Origin of the sequence: Paenibacillus sp. FSL L8-0644 (assembly GCF_038008165.1) — a bacterium.
Lineage (GTDB): Bacteria > Bacillota > Bacilli > Paenibacillales > Paenibacillaceae > Paenibacillus > Paenibacillus polymyxa_D.
The window spans coordinates 1,004,245-1,021,136 of record NZ_JBBOYN010000001.1 but is presented as its reverse complement, the minus strand read 5'-3'; the positions used below and the strand labels follow the sequence as shown (position 1 = coordinate 1,021,136).

Annotated in this window: 18 protein-coding genes; 5 read left to right on the top strand and 13 right to left on the bottom strand. The window is 47.5% G+C overall.

The window, feature by feature from the left end; all coding sequences use genetic code 11:
- Positions 1 to 46: 46 nt before the first annotated feature.
- Positions 47 to 871 (bottom strand): aldo/keto reductase, encoded by an 825-nt coding sequence (locus NSS94_RS04570; RefSeq protein ID WP_341038762.1) that lies wholly within the window; start codon positions 869 to 871, stop codon positions 47 to 49.
- A 44-nt stretch (positions 872 to 915) separates the two neighbouring features.
- Entirely contained in the window at positions 916 to 1,209 is a 294-nt protein-coding gene (locus NSS94_RS04565; RefSeq protein WP_029517143.1) for a putative quinol monooxygenase, read from the bottom strand.
- A gap of 161 nt (positions 1,210 to 1,370) precedes the next feature.
- Here NSS94_RS04565 and NSS94_RS04560 point away from each other — a divergent pair, with 161 nt between their 5' ends.
- From NSS94_RS04560 to NSS94_RS04540, 5 genes are all read left to right on the top strand, one after another.
- The gene (locus NSS94_RS04560; RefSeq protein WP_340931352.1) at positions 1,371 to 3,044 is read left to right on the top strand and encodes a sensor histidine kinase; all 1,674 of its coding nucleotides are present in this window, start codon (positions 1,371 to 1,373) and stop codon (positions 3,042 to 3,044) included.
- Complete coding sequence (locus tag NSS94_RS04555) at positions 3,037 to 3,765, top strand: response regulator (RefSeq protein WP_165149931.1); 729 nt, start codon at positions 3,037 to 3,039, stop codon at positions 3,763 to 3,765. Before NSS94_RS04560 ends, NSS94_RS04555 begins: the two co-directional genes overlap by 8 nt.
- A 202-nt stretch (positions 3,766 to 3,967) precedes the next feature.
- On the top strand, positions 3,968 to 4,948 hold the full coding sequence (locus tag NSS94_RS04550) for an ABC transporter substrate-binding protein (RefSeq protein WP_165149929.1): 981 nt from the start codon (positions 3,968 to 3,970) through the stop codon (positions 4,946 to 4,948).
- Positions 4,945 to 5,949, top strand: a complete 1,005-nt coding sequence (locus tag NSS94_RS04545) for a FecCD family ABC transporter permease (protein ID WP_165149927.1) — start codon at positions 4,945 to 4,947, stop codon at positions 5,947 to 5,949. Before NSS94_RS04550 ends, NSS94_RS04545 begins: the two co-directional genes overlap by 4 nt.
- Positions 5,946 to 6,923: a FecCD family ABC transporter permease gene (locus NSS94_RS04540; RefSeq protein ID WP_341038761.1), complete on the top strand. Its 978-nt coding sequence runs from the start codon at positions 5,946 to 5,948 to the stop codon at positions 6,921 to 6,923. Before NSS94_RS04545 ends, NSS94_RS04540 begins: the two co-directional genes overlap by 4 nt.
- Before the next feature lie 63 nt (positions 6,924 to 6,986).
- Here NSS94_RS04540 and NSS94_RS04535 read toward each other — a convergent pair whose 3' ends face one another.
- The 11 genes from NSS94_RS04535 to purD all read right to left on the bottom strand — a co-directional run bounded on the left by NSS94_RS04535 (position 6,987) and on the right by purD (position 16,874).
- Complete coding sequence (locus tag NSS94_RS04535; protein ID WP_341038759.1) at positions 6,987 to 8,225, bottom strand: serine hydrolase; 1,239 nt, start codon at positions 8,223 to 8,225, stop codon at positions 6,987 to 6,989.
- Between the two features lie 183 nt (positions 8,226 to 8,408).
- Positions 8,409 to 8,834 carry an OsmC family protein gene (locus NSS94_RS04530; RefSeq protein WP_039272373.1) on the bottom strand — a complete coding sequence of 142 codons (426 nt, stop codon included), beginning with the start codon at positions 8,832 to 8,834 and terminating at the stop codon, positions 8,409 to 8,411.
- A gap of 54 nt (positions 8,835 to 8,888) precedes the next feature.
- Complete coding sequence (locus NSS94_RS04525) at positions 8,889 to 9,638, bottom strand: amino acid ABC transporter ATP-binding protein (RefSeq protein WP_081317625.1); 750 nt, start codon at positions 9,636 to 9,638, stop codon at positions 8,889 to 8,891.
- Between the two features lie 14 nt (positions 9,639 to 9,652).
- Positions 9,653 to 10,300, bottom strand: coding sequence for an amino acid ABC transporter permease (locus NSS94_RS04520; RefSeq protein ID WP_029517154.1), 648 nt, complete (start codon positions 10,298 to 10,300; stop codon positions 9,653 to 9,655).
- A gap of 85 nt (positions 10,301 to 10,385) precedes the next feature.
- Positions 10,386 to 11,243, bottom strand: a complete 858-nt coding sequence (locus NSS94_RS04515) for a transporter substrate-binding domain-containing protein (RefSeq protein WP_039272370.1) — start codon at positions 11,241 to 11,243, stop codon at positions 10,386 to 10,388.
- A gap of 99 nt (positions 11,244 to 11,342) precedes the next feature.
- The gene (locus tag NSS94_RS04510) at positions 11,343 to 12,020 is read right to left on the bottom strand and encodes a TetR/AcrR family transcriptional regulator (RefSeq protein ID WP_341038757.1); all 678 of its coding nucleotides are present in this window, start codon (positions 12,018 to 12,020) and stop codon (positions 11,343 to 11,345) included.
- A 511-nt stretch (positions 12,021 to 12,531) separates the two neighbouring features.
- Positions 12,532 to 12,879 carry a winged helix-turn-helix transcriptional regulator gene (locus NSS94_RS04505; RefSeq protein ID WP_017428087.1) on the bottom strand — a complete coding sequence of 116 codons (348 nt, stop codon included), beginning with the start codon at positions 12,877 to 12,879 and terminating at the stop codon, positions 12,532 to 12,534.
- A 160-nt stretch (positions 12,880 to 13,039) separates the two neighbouring features.
- Positions 13,040 to 13,786 carry an SDR family NAD(P)-dependent oxidoreductase gene (locus NSS94_RS04500; protein ID WP_165149917.1) on the bottom strand — a complete coding sequence of 249 codons (747 nt, stop codon included), beginning with the start codon at positions 13,784 to 13,786 and terminating at the stop codon, positions 13,040 to 13,042.
- A 175-nt stretch (positions 13,787 to 13,961) separates the two neighbouring features.
- The gene (locus NSS94_RS04495; RefSeq protein ID WP_318628208.1) at positions 13,962 to 14,372 is read right to left on the bottom strand and encodes a haloacid dehalogenase; all 411 of its coding nucleotides are present in this window, start codon (positions 14,370 to 14,372) and stop codon (positions 13,962 to 13,964) included.
- A 345-nt stretch (positions 14,373 to 14,717) separates the two neighbouring features.
- The gene (locus tag NSS94_RS04490; RefSeq protein ID WP_165150840.1) at positions 14,718 to 15,173 is read right to left on the bottom strand and encodes a DinB family protein; all 456 of its coding nucleotides are present in this window, start codon (positions 15,171 to 15,173) and stop codon (positions 14,718 to 14,720) included.
- 435 nt (positions 15,174 to 15,608) lie between these two features.
- Positions 15,609 to 16,874, bottom strand: coding sequence for a phosphoribosylamine--glycine ligase (gene purD / locus NSS94_RS04485; RefSeq protein ID WP_029516029.1), 1,266 nt, complete (start codon positions 16,872 to 16,874; stop codon positions 15,609 to 15,611).
- Between the last annotated feature and the right edge of the window lie 18 nt (positions 16,875 to 16,892).

Sequence of the window (16,892 nt, the reverse complement as noted above, 5' to 3'; positions counted from 1 at the left end):
GCGATAAACGCAGAATGGGAGGTTCTTTTTACAAGTGAATATTTATTTAAAACAACAGCTTATCGGGATGGGTGCCTACACGCTCATCCAGATGAAGACCATTAATTCGGTCAATATCCTCAGTCGTTAGTTCAAAATCGAATAAATCAGCATTTTCGCGAATACGATGCGCGGTTACCGATTTGGGAATCGTCACAATCCCCCGATCCAGATGCCAACGCAAAATGACCTGCGAAGAGGTTTTACCGTATTTGGCAGCAATCTCAACGATGTCCGCTTGCTCGGTTAATTTCCCCTTCATCAGCGGGCTCCACGATTCTAGCTGAATCTGGTGCTCCCGGCAGTATTGATGCAGCTCTTGTTGTGTCAGACGTGGGTGAAGCTCCACTTGATTGATGACAGGAACCATGTTGCTATCTTGGAGGAGGTCTTCGAGATGGTGAACTTGGAAGTTACTAACGCCGATAGCGCGTACGCTTCCTTCTTCATACAAGCGTTCAAATGCTTTCCAGGTTTCCTTGTACTTATCCTTACCAGGCCAATGAATGAGATACAGATCAATGATATCCAGACCCAGCCGTTTACGACTTTCCTCAAAGGCACGCAGTGTTGAATCGTAGCCCTGATCCTGATTCCATAGCTTGGTGGTTACAAACAGATTTTCTCTAGTCGCTCCACTATCACGAATGGCTTGTCCAACCAGTTCCTCGTTGCCGTAGATCGCCGCTGTATCAATGTGACGGTAACCGACCTCAATAGCTGTTTTGACCGCTTCGTAGACCTCATTACCTTCCGCCTTGTAGGTACCAAAACCAAGCCAAGGCATCTGAACTCCGTTATTCAGTACAGTTGTATCTGCAATGTTCCCCATGTCTATTCCTCCTGTTCCTGATTATGAATTATCCAACGGGATGGTTACAGTTTAGTTGCATCCTGAAAAGCATTCACTTGAAGCGGAGCAGCCAACAATTCTTTAGCGGCGGCAACAAATGCCTGGAAATGGGCAGAATTATTATGGAAATCTACAGCAGCAGCATCTTTCCACTCTTCAACCATCGTAAATGCGTTAGGATCATTCAGATCCTGCATTAACGTGTAACGTACATTGCCTTCTTCAGCTTGGGATGCGCTGATCAGCCCTTTGGTTTGTTGCAAAAAAGTTTCTCTTTTCTCAGGTAAAACTTTCATATCGGCATGAATAATAATCATATTATGTTCCTCCTCGTATTATGTAACTATTTCTATTATAGACCATTCTTTCGATAGAATAAAAGTGCGGGCGTTTCTGTAATGCAGTAAAATGGATCGTATGGAGGAGATTATCGGCTGATTCGTTCCTCCTATATTTTGTTTAACGGCGGTGAAGGCATGTGCGTTTTCAGACAAAACTTATAGTATTTATATCCCTTTTAGTACTGGTAGTTACCGGGCTGTTGGGATTATCCTTTCGATATATGATCACCTCCGCTCTATATGATGAAATCGGAAAAAGGGCGCTAACCGTCGCCAATACCCTCGCCGTAGATGCGCAAGTCAGAGACGCTCTGGAGCGGACCGAGACGACGCAATTGCGTTCGCGTATCAACGAGGCCATAAAGCCCGTCCAAGCCAGCAGCGGAGCTGATTTTATTACTATTGCTGATCGTCATCTCATCCGGCAGTGGCATGTAAACCCGGAGCGCATCGGCACGCCTATGATAGACCCCATGAATGATAAGGTACTGCAAGGGCAGTCCTTGATCACTGAATCGACGGGCTCTCTTGGACCGTCAATACGCGCCAAAACAGCCGTTTATGATCAGCAAGGTAAGGCCATCGGGCTCGTCTCTGTAGGTTTTTTAATGACAGATGTGCAGCAAAATATTCGTACATACACATATGCATGGCTCTGGTTAATGGTGGGTGCTCTGATGATCGGCATATTGGGAAGCCTGATTATAGCGCAACGGGTACGCCGCGCACTGCATGGACTGGATCCAGTGGAGATCGGACGGTTGTACCAGGAAAAGCAAGCCATTATTGAGTCCATCGGCGAAGGGATTATCGCGGTAAATAGTAACGGACAAATCACACTTGCCAATCCACAGGCAGCTCGTTTGATCGGACTCCCACCGGAAACCTCTATCTACGGATGCGACCTTCGTCACTTGACTGGTGTTCCGGATGTACTGGTTGATATGCTTGTTGCCGATTACACAGTAGAGCATTCAACGATGGGGCCAGATCAGGGACAGTACATATGGAATAAGGAAATTGAGGTCCAGCAGCGAACTGTAGTCGTCAGCCGTGTGCCGATCCAGGATCGTTCCGGTCGCATCATGGGAACAGTTGCCAGTCTGCGTGACAAGACCGAACTGCTCCGAATGACACAACAGTTGACAGAGGTCAAAGATTATGCGGAAGTACTGCGATCACAAACACACGAATACGCCAATCGGCTGTATCTCATATCCGGCCTGATTCAGTTGGAGTGTTATGACGAAGCGGTGGACTTTATCACCCAGGAATCAGAGGAATATCGTGTACACAGGCCGATTGCCACTGCTCTCCTGCCCGATTCAATCATCGCCAGCCTACTGATCGGCAAGAAGAAACAGGCGCTGGAAAAAGGGATCTTACTCCATTCTGATATTAAAGGAGCATTCTCAACCCAGTCTCCTACGTTGGAGTGGTCCTTTCTCGCTTCCGTAGTCGGAAACCTGCTGGACAATGCCATGGAAGCTGTTGCGATGTCCTCCATCTCTGACGGACAGGTCTGGTTCCGGCTTGAAGAAACGACTGAAGCCATCATCGTCGAAGTTGCAGATAACGGATCGGGAATTTCGGACGATATCCAAGAAAAGCTGTTTGTCAGAGGAGCTTCGACCAAAGCAGAAGCTGGACATGGATATGGCCTTGCTCTCGTGCTGGAGTACACTGAACGAATGGGCGGCTCTATAGAAGTACACGAACGGCCTGGTGGTGGAAGTATTTTTGAGTTATACATTCCTTTACAAAGAACTGATACGAGTAATGATGCAAAAGGAGATTACGCCCATGAATGAGCGGGTTTTATCGGACATTGAGGTTCTTATTATTGAAGATGATCCGCGAATTGCGGAGATTAACCGCCGATTTATTGAAAAGGTGGATGGGTTCACCGTATGTGCAATCGCGACGAACGAATTTGAGGCAAAACTTCAACTGGACGTACTCCGTCCTCCTCTAGTCGTGCTGGATGTTTATTTTCCTGATACGGATGGTCTAACCCTGCTATCGTTCATCAAGCAACACTATCCGGGTACAGATGTTGTTATGCTGACTGCCGCCAAAGAAGCTGAAACAGTGGTACAAGCCGTTCGTGCAGGTGTGTTTGATTTTATCGTGAAGCCGCTTGTATTTGAGAGATTGCGTGCTACCTTGAAGGAATACGCCCGGTTTCGGCGACAAGTCACAACATGGCAGGAAGAACAATCCACGGTGGAGCAATCGGAAATTGACAGTTTGCTTCAAAGCGCGGGCACCGGTCGGATGGCAGGGAACGTAGTTGGAGATCTATGGGCCAAAGGCATCGATAAAGTGACTTGCGACAAAGTGTTAGATCTCCTGAATCGACGGGGTGAGGTGACTACAGGTACAGTGGGAATTGAGCTGGGTATGAGCCGTTCTACAGCCAGAAGGTATCTGGAGTACTTAGTGGAAAGTGGCGATGCGCACCACGATCAGGTGTACGGAACCGTTGGCAGACCGGAGCGTATCTATCGCCGACAACGGGGGGATGCATAAACCTTACATATCTGATGTCCTGGTACTTCCCCCTCCTCCCATTCGTAATTTTAATGAATTTAATTCATTTAATCGATCAAAACGGTTTAAATGACCACATTATTTACGTCCTCCTTCCCGATTGCTAGAATGATCATCAGTTAGTTGATTGATAATGATTATCAGTTTCTCTGGTAAGCATACTTGGAACGGGGGATAATATATGGCAACACCGAAACAACCACTGCGCACAGGCATGCTGCTTGCAGTGATCCTGGCACTACTGACGGTCATTATGGCGGGATGTGGAAGCCAGTCACAAGATAACAGCGCAGCAGCACCTCAAGCAACAGGCGACACTCGAATGATTAAACATGAGATGGGAGAAACCAAAGTTACAGGTACACCCAAAAGAATCGTAACCTTGGAATTCTCTTTTGTCGATGCTACAACCCAACTGGGCGTAACACCTGTCGGCATAGCTCAGGAAAATGACGATGATATTGAGGGGCTGCTCGGCAAGAAAATAAACTTCACACCAGTAGGCACGCGCAAACAGCCCAACCTGGAGACGATCAGCTCCTTGAAGCCGGATTTGATTATTGCCGATCTGAATCGTCATAAAAGCATATACAAAGAACTAAGCGAGATTGCTCCGACCATTGTTCTAAAGAGCCGAAATTCCTCCTATGAACAAAACCTGGCATCCTTCAGTGTCATCGCCGATGCGTTGGGTGAGAAGGAAAAAGGCGAGCAAATTCTCGCGGCGCATAAAGCTACAATGAAAAAGTTGAAAGAAGGCATCCAAGCGGGTGAGCCACGCAGCGTATTGCTAGGGGTATTCCGTTCTGATTCACTATCGGCTCACGGCGCTTCATCCTTTGATGGACAACTGCTGGAGCAAGCAGGTATCCACAACGCCCTTCAAAATACAAGCGAACCTACCGTCAAGCTGACGCTGGAACAGATTTCACAAGCGGATCCTGATGTGATCTTTTTGGTGGAAGCCGACGAGAAGCTGATTGCGGAATGGAAGCAAAACCCGCTTTGGCAAAACATTACAGCCGTCAAAAAAGGGGAAGTTTACGAAGTAAACCGGGCACTATGGACCCGGTACCGTGGACTCGGCTCAGCCGAGAAAATACTGGAGCAAGCCATTTCGCTTCTGTATCCCGCGCAAAGTAAAGGAGACGGCTCCCATTGATCGGACAAGCCTCACGCGACCGGCTGAATAAGCCGGTCTTCTTTGCACTTATCGCTGCGTTGCTGGCTGGATTGCTACTCAGCGTGGCGATTGGCCCAGTCAGGATGGACATCCCCACCATGCTGACTGCGCTGTTCACCGAGCACCCGTCCAAGGATCAGCTCATTGTCTTGACGGTCCGCCTACCGCGTGCCGTTATTGGCCTAATCGTCGGGGCCGGGCTTGCCGTGGCAGGAGCCCTGATGCAGGCCATCACACGCAACCCGCTGGCTTCGCCGCAGGTATTCGGGGTCAGCTCAGGCGCTTCGCTGGCTGTCGTGCTGTCCGTCGTGCTGCTGCCGAATATCGGATCGTCCGGCAGCATTTATTTTGCTTTCGCCGGGGCCATCGCAGGCGGCTCCTTCGTATATGCGCTGGCCGGAACGGCGGGCATGACGCCGGTCAAGCTGGCCCTAGCCGGGATGGCCGTGCATCTGCTGCTGGCCTCCATCACCCAGGGACTGCTCGTGTTTAACGAGCAAATATCTGATGTGCTGTATTGGCTCGCCGGAGCCATCGACGGGTCCACATGGGCCGACACGCGTCTGGTGCTGCCATGGTTTGCCGTGGGTATGATTCTTGCACTGGCGCTAGCCCCTTCGCTATCTGTGCTGAGCCTCGGGACGGAGGTCGCACAGGGATTGGGACAAAACGTACGTCTTGTCCGTCTACTGGCCTCGGCCTCAGTGATTATGCTGGCAGGCTCTGCCATAGCGGTAGCCGGGTCCATCGGCTTTTTGGGCCTGATGGTACCGAATATCATCAAGATGTTTACAGGCGACAATTACAGACGGATCATCCCCCTGTCTGCAATCTGCGGAGGTCTTCTGCTGACCTATGCAGACGTGCTTGGACGATTTATTGCATTTCCTTATGAATCGCCCGTTGGCATTGTAACCGCACTGGTGGGCGCGCCCTTCTTTTTATATCTAGCGCATAAGAACGGGAGGGCTTCACGATGAAAAAACTGTGGATTTTACTCGCGCTCATGCTGAGTGTTGCTTTTATAGCTATAGGCGTAGGCAGCACCTACATTACGCCCTCTGAGCTGATCGCGGCTCTGACTGACCGGGATGCCTCTTCCTGGTTCATCGTTCACCATTATCGGCTGCCGCGCGGCCTGCTGGCCATCATGGCCGGAGCTGGGCTGGCAGTGGCCGGTGTTCTGCTGCAAGGCATGATCCGCAACCCGCTAGCCTCACCAGATGTGGTAGGTGTATCCAAAGGGGCCGGCTTTGCGGCGGTTCTCGTCATCGTACTGCTCCCCTCATCCCCAGTGGCGCTGTTGCCTGTAGCCGCCTTTGTCGGTGCCGGGCTAGCAGCACTGTTGCTCGTACAGCTTTCGATGAAGGGAGGCATGCGTCCCAACATGCTAGCCTTGACCGGACTGGCGGTGGGCGCTATTTTTCAGGCTGCGACCGACTATATACTGGTCAAGTATCCACTCGAAGCCAGCGACACGCTCACTTGGCTAGCTGGAAGTCTGTGGGGCAAAGGCTGGGACGAAGTGTACGGGCTACTGCCGTGGTTAATCGTGTTACTACCTCTCGCCTATGCACTACAGCGCAAGCTGGATATTATGAGCCTAGATGAGGAAAGCTCTGCTGGGCTGGGACTTAGCGTGAAGCGTGTGCGTACAGGACTGCTAGCCGTGTCAGTCGCCTTGGCTGCCTCCTGTGTCGCTGCCATCGGCTCCATCGGATTTATCGGACTGCTGGCACCGCATCTGGCACGACGGTTATTTGGCAATCGCCACCGCTATCTATTGCCCGGCTCGGCGATGATCGGCGCGCTGATTCTCGTCCTCTCCGACGCGCTCGGACGGGGTCTGAAGCCGCCGCTCGAAATTCCCGCTGGCATCGTGACAGCCGTCATTGGCGCGCCATATTTTTTGTATCTATTACTACGGGAACGCAAACAGAAAGGCAGCGGATAGGATGAGGATAAGGAGTTGCGCATCGCAGCTAAACGCTGTATTATACCGTAGCGTTTAGCTGCGTTACCTTCTCACCTGTACACCGATACGCTGATTAATTTCTTTTGTAAACGATTTATCATGTAGTAATCTCTTTTTAAAATCATTTATCATTTCAGGCAAGCTGGCATTTGTGTTAGGATCCAAATCGTTAAAAAAGACAGCTAGCTCTGTCAAATGCCCTTCCTTATCTGTCGCATACATGGCCAGTGTCAAAACGTAAGCTGTGGAGCCACCTTTTTGCCCAGTATGTTTCAGAAATTGCTGGTTTTCAGGAAGAACCATAAGAGGTTTCTCCATGACCTCGGACAATAACTTTTGCTCAACTTTTGTGAACCCTTGACGGCGGTTCAGCTTACTCATTAAAAAGGCATAATCGGCTGTCGTTGAAGCTATAAAACGATCCGTATTGATACGGTCATAATCCTGGTCATACCAGGTCTTAATATCTGCGTTTCTCTTGTAAGAACCACTCACATCACGGCGCAGCTTGTTATGAATCACACGGGCATATCGGCGAAACTCCGTGTCAGACATCGCCTCGATGGCTTCTTTGGCAGAAATATTATTCTTTGTATTATTCCAATTCTCATCTTGGCTCTCCTTCATACGTTCGTAAGGAATCAGAATAGAGGATACAAAAGGATAAATAGGATCATGATTTTGCAAACCCAAGTTGGCTCTCGTCCGATTGATCGCTTCCAACCCCAGTTTGTCCATTAAATACTCCGCATTGGCGTTGGAACTGAATTGAATCATCCCCTTGGCAACCTCACGTACAGATACAGTTTCATTCTGTATCCGCCCTTTAGCTTCCATATCCTGTAGCCACGCCGCGTGAGCACCACCATCCAAACCCGGCAAATAAAACCTTTCCAGCGAAATCAGCTTCACTCTCTTATCCGGGTTAATCTGACCCACCGCCGCTTGCTTGGCATATTCAATCGCAATGATCGTTTTGACAGTGCTCGCCAAAGGCATCATCCGGTTCTCTTCTTGGCCTGCCAGCTTTTTTCCATCTCTCAGAATCGTAATCGAAACCTTTTCTGCATTCGTCTCCACAAAATGAAGCAAACACCGAGCAGCATCCTGTTCCTTCGTTTCACCCTGAACCTCGGCTACAATCGCAGTTGTGGGTCGGACAGTATTTGGAGGATTAGCCACTTGATTCTGCATGAAAGATAGTAATCCTGTTGTCACACCCATAACGATGAGCACTGTAGCCACAATAGTTGCTATTATGATAAGGCACTTTCGTTTCACTATAACCTCCCCCTGTATGCATTTCATACATAGGTTTATTTTTCCATTTTTATATTTCAATTTCTATTTTAAACGAAAATACAGTACAAAAAGTTTCATTACGTGTCATATTTTCAAATAACACAAAAAAGAGAGCCTCCTGTATATAAAACAGGCTGACTCTCTTTCATTATTCTTCAACACTTATGCTGGATAGGGTACTTCAGTTCCATTCAAAATGAGGTGCATTCGAATTTCCGCTTTTAAGGAATCGGATACGGCACAATATTTTTCCTTACCCATCTGAATTGCTTTCCATACGCGGTAATCCGGAATATCTCCATCTACGTGGAATGTCAGATCAATCGCTGTAAAGCCTGTCGGCGTTTCTTCCTTGCGCGTACCTTCTGCGTCAATATCAATACGAGCAATGTCCGACAAGAAACGATCCAAAATCATTGTGATATCGATACCCATACATCCTGCCAGACCTGCCAACAGCAGTTCCATGGGTGTCATTCCTTTACCATCACCGCCATAAGCCGCCGTAGCATCCATCCCTACCGAATAACCGGATGGTCCCTCCGAAGTAAACGCGCGTTTACCGTGCCAAGTTGTAGATACTTTCATGTTCAAAGGCCTTCTTTCCATTTTAATAATCTATGATTCATCCTCGATCTTATTTTAAAATTCACTGATTTGGCGTAAAAATTTCTGTGTTCTCTCATGCTGGGGAGTATCAAAAAACGCCTGTGGCGCTGCCTCCTCCAAAATGATACCATCTGCCATAAATACGACCTTGTCCGCCACCTCACGAGCAAATTTCATCTCATGGGTAACCACGACCATCGTCATCCCGTCTTGAGCCAATTCTCGCATAACACCCAGCACTTCCCCTACCAGCTCGGGATCAAGCGCCGATGTCGGCTCGTCGAACAGCATAATTGCCGGGTCCATCGCCAGCGCACGCGCAATGGCTACCCGTTGCTGCTGTCCACCGGACAGACGTGAAGGATGTACATCCTGCTTGTCCGATAACCCCACCCGCTCCAACAACCGTTGTCCGATGGACATAGCCTTGTCGCGCGGCATTTTTTTTACGGTCAGCAGTCCTTCAATGACATTGCCGATCGCGGTTTTGTGCGGATACAGATTGAATTGCTGGAACACCATCCCTGTCTGTTTGCGAATATCACGAATGGCTGCTTGGCGGACACGAACGGGAGCTGTAGCATCGACCTCAATCCCATTCACCTCAAACTTGCCGGAAGACAGCTCTTCCAGACCGTTCAGGCAGCGCAGCAAGGTACTTTTACCTGAGCCGCTCGGGCCGAGTAATACGACGATTTCACGAGCGGCAACCTGAAAATCAATGCTTTTCAGAACCTCTACCTGTCCGAATCGTTTACCTAATCCGCTTGTTGTTATCATCATCTATCATCTCCACCTTAATAAGCTCGAGCCAGACGTTTTTCCACCCGCTCCAGTATAGCGGAGAATCCAATGCTCATAATCCAGTACATCAGGCCAATTTCGAGCAGAAACGGCATGTAGCGCAAATACTGCGCCTGTAAAAGCTGTGCCTGGCGCATCAATTCACTGACCCCGATCACCGACACCAGCGACGTTTCTTTCAGCATGCCCACAAATGTATTCCCCATCGGTGCAATTGCAATGCGTACCGCCTGAGGAAGAATAATACGCCACATCGTTTGACCGGGCGACATTCCCGTCGCATAAGCTGCCTCGGTCTGACCCTGGGGTACGGCCAAAATAGCTCCACGGAACGTCTCCGATAAGTACGCACCTGTATTAATACTGAGTGCCAGACAAGCAGCCGTCAGCGATCCGAATGATATTCCATAATCATCCAGTCCATAATAAATGACCGCAATCTGCACCAAAACCGGCGTCCCCCGGATGATCGATACATACATGCGCGCCAGCCATCGCACGGGTCGATTCCCCTTCAACCGGGCCACAGCAACAACCAAACCAATGATTAGGCCAAAAAACATAGAGACAATCGTAATATATAGCGTATAATAAGCACCCTTTAATAAAAAAGGGACGTTCTCCCACATTAATTCAAGCATCGGTTATATTCCCTTCTTTCAGACGAGTGGCCCCATGTCAGCATAAAAGCCAAGACTGGAGCCAGACGCCTCTAACAGGCTTACGTTATTCTTTTGGCTCCTCGCCAAACCACTTTTTGAAAATTGTTTTATAAGTGCCGTCTTCCTTCATTTCCTTCAAAGCCTTGTTCAAGGCTTCTTTGAGCTCAGGAGTTTTCTGGTTAATGGCTACACCCGCTTGATCCGATTTAATCGGCTCGCCTACGGCTTTAATTTGGAACCCGTTTTTATCGATAATGGGCTTGAGAGCATACAGATTGTTGATGGTTGCGTCAATACGACCAGAGTTTAGATCCTTTAAGGAAGTAATGACATCATCATACGTTTTAATCTCAAAATCGCCTACCTTCGGCAGTACTTCATTCCGCAGATAAGATTCATCATTCGTTCCCAAGCCGACACCAATAGTTTTACCTTTAAAGTCCTCCAGCTTGGTAATATCATTTGTTTTGCTGTTTACGATAATGTTTACATTGTTTGTGATATAAGGCTCTGTGAAGTCAATGGCCTTCTTACGATCCTCTGTAATCGTCACCTGACTAATCACTGCATCGAATTTTTTCTTTTGCAAACTTGGAACCAGTCCCGAAAATTCTTGTGCCGTGAACTCCGGTTTCACTCCAATCCGCTTCGCCAATTCTTTGGCAATATCTACATCAAATCCGTCCAATTCCTTGTTATCGTTCAAAAAATTGTACGGCGGATAGGTGCCCATCATGCCTACCTTCATTACACCAGCCTTTTTGATTGCTTCGAGCTGGTTACTCGCTGCCACATTACTGCTACCCGCTCCATTGCTAGTATTAGAAGCTTCTGGCTTAGTACCGCAAGCGCTCAGCACAAGGCTGAACAATGCCAGAGCCATAAGTATAGTTACCAAGAACCCTTTTTTACGTGTTTTCATGTATCCTTCTCTCCTGTCTGGATGTAAATGATTGAGTTCATATATGTGATTTGGCTATATTATTTATTGCCAACTACCCATTCATGCGATGTTGACCCTCTAGCTTTGACCTAATAATCCGTAAAATTCAAAATTAGCCGCTTCTTCTGCCAATCTTTTAGCAGTTATCTGCGTGATGTGGTCATGTGTTCCCTCTGAACCGAATAGCCAGCGTGTAATGACACCTTCGATCATGCTCATGAGTAGTGCCGCCCTTAATTCGACATCCAATTCAGCAGGCAACATGTTCAGCTCGATCGCTCTTTCCATATTGCGCCGGAATGCCAGCTCCATCGCAGCCCTTGTCTCTCGGATACTCTGGCGCACCGGTTCATCGACACCGCTGCCGATCAGCAGCAACCCCATCAGATAGCGGTTCTCCAATGCAAAATCAAATAATCGACCAAACAGCGCTTCCGAAGCCTTAACCATATCAGCCAGCGTTCCCGCATCACGGCGATATCCCTGTCCAATCGCTGACAGTAGTTGTTCACGACCGGTGGCGATAATCTCCAGCGCCAGTGCCTCTTTGCTTTTAAAATGCCAATAAAACGTGCCTTGGGCTACTCCCGCCTCTACCACGATATCTGAAATCTTCGTTTGGTGGTAACCCTGCTCGGCGAACCGCTTTAATGCAATGTGAAGAAGCTGTGTTCTGCGGTCTGTTTCTTCTCCCGCATGCTCAGCAGGTTGGTCATTTGAGTCAATCTCGGACTGCTTCGCCTTCCGTGGCTGCATGGATTTCCTCCTCCCGATTGATCAGTCAGTCAGTTTTGTATTTTTAATCCTATAGGATAAGTATACTTTTGTCAAAGAAAAAAGTGTCAGAAGAAAATAAAGTTTTGCTGCTCCAAGCGGCTTTTAAATTTTAAAAACCGACAGATCCCATAAAATAAGTATTAGACTGGCGCCAACAAAAAAGACAGCGGCAGTCTCAGACTACCGCTGTTTTATTAAACTAACGTTTCTCGTTAGCGTAATGGGTTCTGTCATTAGCCTCAACCGCTTACTTGTTTGCTCAGACTCCTGGCAACAGCTGGGGCATGATGCTTTTGCCATAATCCAAGACGTACTTATTAATCTCTGAGACAAGTTTTGTGTCCTTAGTTTTGTAGTGCACCTTGTTAATTACGAAGTAACCTGTACTAGAATATTGCTCATCACTCGAAAACATCAACGTAAAACGATAAAACAAAAAAGCCGCTAAAATAGCGACTTCAAATGGGACTATGCTCTTGTCCCCCGACAGTTAATCCAGATACAAAATCTCAATCTCGCCCGGAGCGAAGGATTGCTCTGCGTAATCCCCCCCCCAATCACAAAGCGATCTCAAAATGGGTTCAAGTGATTGACCCAGTTCCGTCGTTGAATATTCCACCTTAGGCGGTACCTGATTGTACATCTTTCTGCGAATTAATCCGTCTGTTTCCAGTTCCCGAAGAGTTTGAATCAGCATCTTTTGCGATATATTATGAACGAGTCGCTTAAGCTCTCCCGTCCGTTTAGGTCCTTTTATTAAATAGTACAGAACAAGCCCCTTCCACTTTCCTCCGATAACCTCTAGTGTAACTTCCAGTTCACAGAAAAATGTTTTCATATCAATACACCATCTCCCGATCTAAGAATATCCCCTTCATGTATCGCTTGATCCTTCAAGGATCACTGAAGGAAAAATTGAACGTTACATGGAGGGGATAATACAATCGCCTTTAAGTTGATTTAAAAATCTTTGTCGTTTGAAAATTACTATGTCCTGGTTAAACTTGAGCTACTCCGCCATCTACGAATAATTCAACGCCGTTCATATAGCTGCTTTCATTAGAGGCTAGGAACATGACAGCATTGGAGATCTCTTCAACCTGCCCCACTCTGCCGAGCGGAATATCATTTTTTGCCTGTTCCAGTAAATGATCTAGTTCAGAGCCAAATAACTCATCGTACGCCGGCGTTACGATTGTTCCCGGACTAAGGATGTTTATACGAATTTCGGTCCCTCTCATATCAAGAATCCAGCTGCGGACGAGCTGTCTGATCGCTGCCTTGGATGCACCATAGATACTAAACGCTGGCATCCCCGTCGAGCCAGCAGTGGATCCCGTTAGAATAATCGAACCTCTTTTATTTGGAAACAAAGCTAATGCCTTTTGTACTGTAAAGATGGTTCCTTTCACGTTGACATCGAAAGTCTTGTAGTATTGTGCTTCTGTAATTTCTCCTAATGGAAGCAATGACCCTAGTCCGGCATTTGCAAAGAGAATGTCCAAGTGTCCCTTTTCTCGCTTAACTGTTTCAAATAATATATCTAGATCTTCCGATTTAGATATGTCACCTCGGACACCTGTAACATTCTTTCCGATCTGCTTTACTGCTTCATCCAGTTCACGTTGTCTGCGTCCCGTGATAAAAACGTAAGCCCCTTCTTTTACGAACTGTTGTGCCGACGCGAGACCGATGCCGCTTGTACCTCCGGTTACAACTGCTACCTTCCCGTCAAATTTCCCCATTCTATTACACTCCTTTTATAATGATTTATATGGTATAGGATGCTCTGTCTGCTTCATGAACCTCCTATGAACGATAGTATGGGGGAAAAGTTACAAGAAAAACAGTACCCACTTTTTTGTGATATAGTCACCAAAAAGTGATAATTGAGGCGGCACAAGCGTTTGTTTTTACAGCCTAACAGATGGAAGTGAGCTCCATTAAGTTTGAGATTGTATATGTGCTTTTAATTTCTGCCGGACTTCTTTGTCCGGTTCTGTTGACCCAACAGGTGTCAATGCCCGACTGAAGACCACCATCTGAAATATGACTTATGACGTAATTGAAAAATTCTCCCTTCGGTTTTTGATAACCAATGCTTTGCGAATCAAAGATATCCTCGAAAAACTTATATAGCCCAGACTGCTTCAAGCGTTTGATTTGCGTGTGAGTGATACCATACGTGATTACGAACATTCGATGGGTCTTTGATAAGCGATGACAGACATCCATTGCGCCTTCCATAAGCAATTGGTTTCCATCTCCCAACAATTCTCTATACAAACCTTCCCATTCCAAGCCGACCACGATTTCCCTCATTCTCAACATTGTAAAAGAGGGCTCCATTAATTACTCACCACATGATACCACGTATTTGAACTATCCTGCCCGTTAGCTTAAACAAGTACCGGCAGTCTAATGTGGTGTAGTGCTTATGAAAAGTAAATAAGCCCATAACCGTATTTGGAAGCAAATGAATTTTCCAATTTATAAGGGTATGGGCTCTCTTTGATCCTAAATAAGGCAGTGTAGGTTCTTATCACTTATAAAACATCATCGTCTGCTAATATACATTAGCATGTTGCTCTTATATGGTAAAAGCAATTTGTTGAGATATCGTACCCGTCGTTCAATGCCAATCCCATTCCGAATAATGGTGATTATTAGGCCCTGTTAGAGCCTCGCGAACGTGATGTAATCGACTTGGACAGGCTCTACCGATTCGATCCGAAGCGCCCGGTTGATCTGTCCCCGGTGATATTGCCCATGTAAGAGGACCTGTGACAGGATGTCCCGGACGGACGTTTGGAACGGAACCCCGCTCTGATTCGCATAGTCGATCATCTCGTCCAACTCGGATTCCTCAAGTCCTTCGATATAGACGCGATATTGCTCGGCGTTTTCTTCGAACATCGTCCGGATCGCCGTCAGGTCTTCTGCTTCCTCCCACAACGAATATTGGGCGCTGCCCTTGCCCGGCAATCGGGACAGCCAGACTCGTTCCGCGACCGCGACGTGCCGAACCAGCTTCAGAAGGTCCTTGTTCTTCGTCTCACTCTTCTCGAGCGCGTCCAGGATGCGTCCGTCCGCCCAGTACAGGTGGTCCATCATGCACTTGATCGTCTTCATTTCGGTTTCCCCTCTTCGTCTCATCGATTACTTGAACCTACTATTAACCGTTAGTTTAAGCATTTAAATGAACTAAAACAACCTTTACACCAGCCTCATTTTTACGTTCAGCCTTGAAAAATCTTTGATACTTTAATTTCATAACTCTTCTCAGGCAGTGCCTTTTTTAAAAAAAATCATTTGGCTAGGTCTATTTTGTTATTGTCTTTTTCGGGTTTTTAGCTGCTTTAACTTTCATGGGAGTTCAATAAAAAAGGAAGCTCCAGCGCCAAATATTATTTAAAGAACATACGCGGGTAGCATGTAGTGCTTCTAAAGGAGCCTTATATTAATCCAAGCACTAAGAAAACGCTTTATTTGCTCAGTCTACAACTTTATTTTCTTTAAACAAAAAGAGAACCTCCACAGAGGTTCTCTTTATCCTATATGTTGCTGCTACAGCAATGCTTTTGCCGCAATATCCGTACGGTTTTGTTTACCTTCAAAGGTAATACGATCCGCCTGTTCGTAAGCTTTGTCACGTGCCTCGGCAATGTCACGCCCCAAGCCAACCACGCCTAGTACGCGTCCTCCGTTCGTTACCCACTCACCCTGTTCGTTGATGCCCGTTCCAGCATGGAATACAATAGCTTCGTCTACCTGTTCCAATCCGTGGATAGGTACGCCTTTGGCGTAAGCTGCAGGATAACCTCCGGATGCCAGCACCACGCACACCGCCGCTTCATCCTTCCACTCAATCTCCACCTGATCCAGCGTGCCATTTACAGCAGCGAGAAAAATATCGAGCAGATCGGATTTCAAACGAGGCAGAACCACTTGAGTTTCCGGATCACCGAAACGTGCATTAAACTCAATGGTCTTCGGCTTGCCGTCCGGCGAAATCATCAATCCGGCAAATAATACACCTCGGAATGGACGCCCTTCAGCAACCATGGCCTTGGCCGTCGGCTTAATAATCGTCTCAATAGCTTCCTCAATAATGGAATTGGCTATGTGAGGCAATGGAGAATACGTACCCATGCCGCCTGTATTTGGCCCTTTGTCATTATCAAAAATAGGCTTGTGGTCTTGCGCCGCGGCCATCGGACGAACCGTTTCACCATCGACAAAGGAGAGAATCGACATTTCCTGACCAGCCAGAAACTCCTCAATCACGACTTGTGCCCCGGCTTCACCAAACACCTTGGTCACCATAATGTCAGAGAGAGCCTTTTCCGCTTCCTCCATCGAGTAAGCGACCGTTACCCCTTTGCCTGCCGCCAGTCCGTCTGCCTTAATGACGATCGGGATCGGTTGCTCCTTCAAGTATGCATGTGCTTCCTCGTAAGTATAAAACTTACGATAGGTTGCTGTCGGAATATGATATTTATGGAGCAAATCCTTCATGAAGATTTTGCTACCTTCAATTTCCGCTGCATTTTTACGCGGTCCGAATACGGGAATGCCTTTCGCTTCAAAAGCATCCACAATGCCATCTGCCAGCGGATCATCGGGGCCAACCACGACAAGTCCGACCTTTTTGGATTCCGCCAGTTCTGTCAGCGCGTCAAAGTCACTCACCGGAATCGGCACACACTCCGCTAACTGTCCGATACCAGCATTGCCTGGTGCGCAATAGATTTGTCCGGCCTTGGGGCTTTTCTTCAGCGACCACACAATTGCATGTTCGCGGCCGCCCCCTCCGATAACCAAAATATCCATTCAGGTGATTCCTCCCGC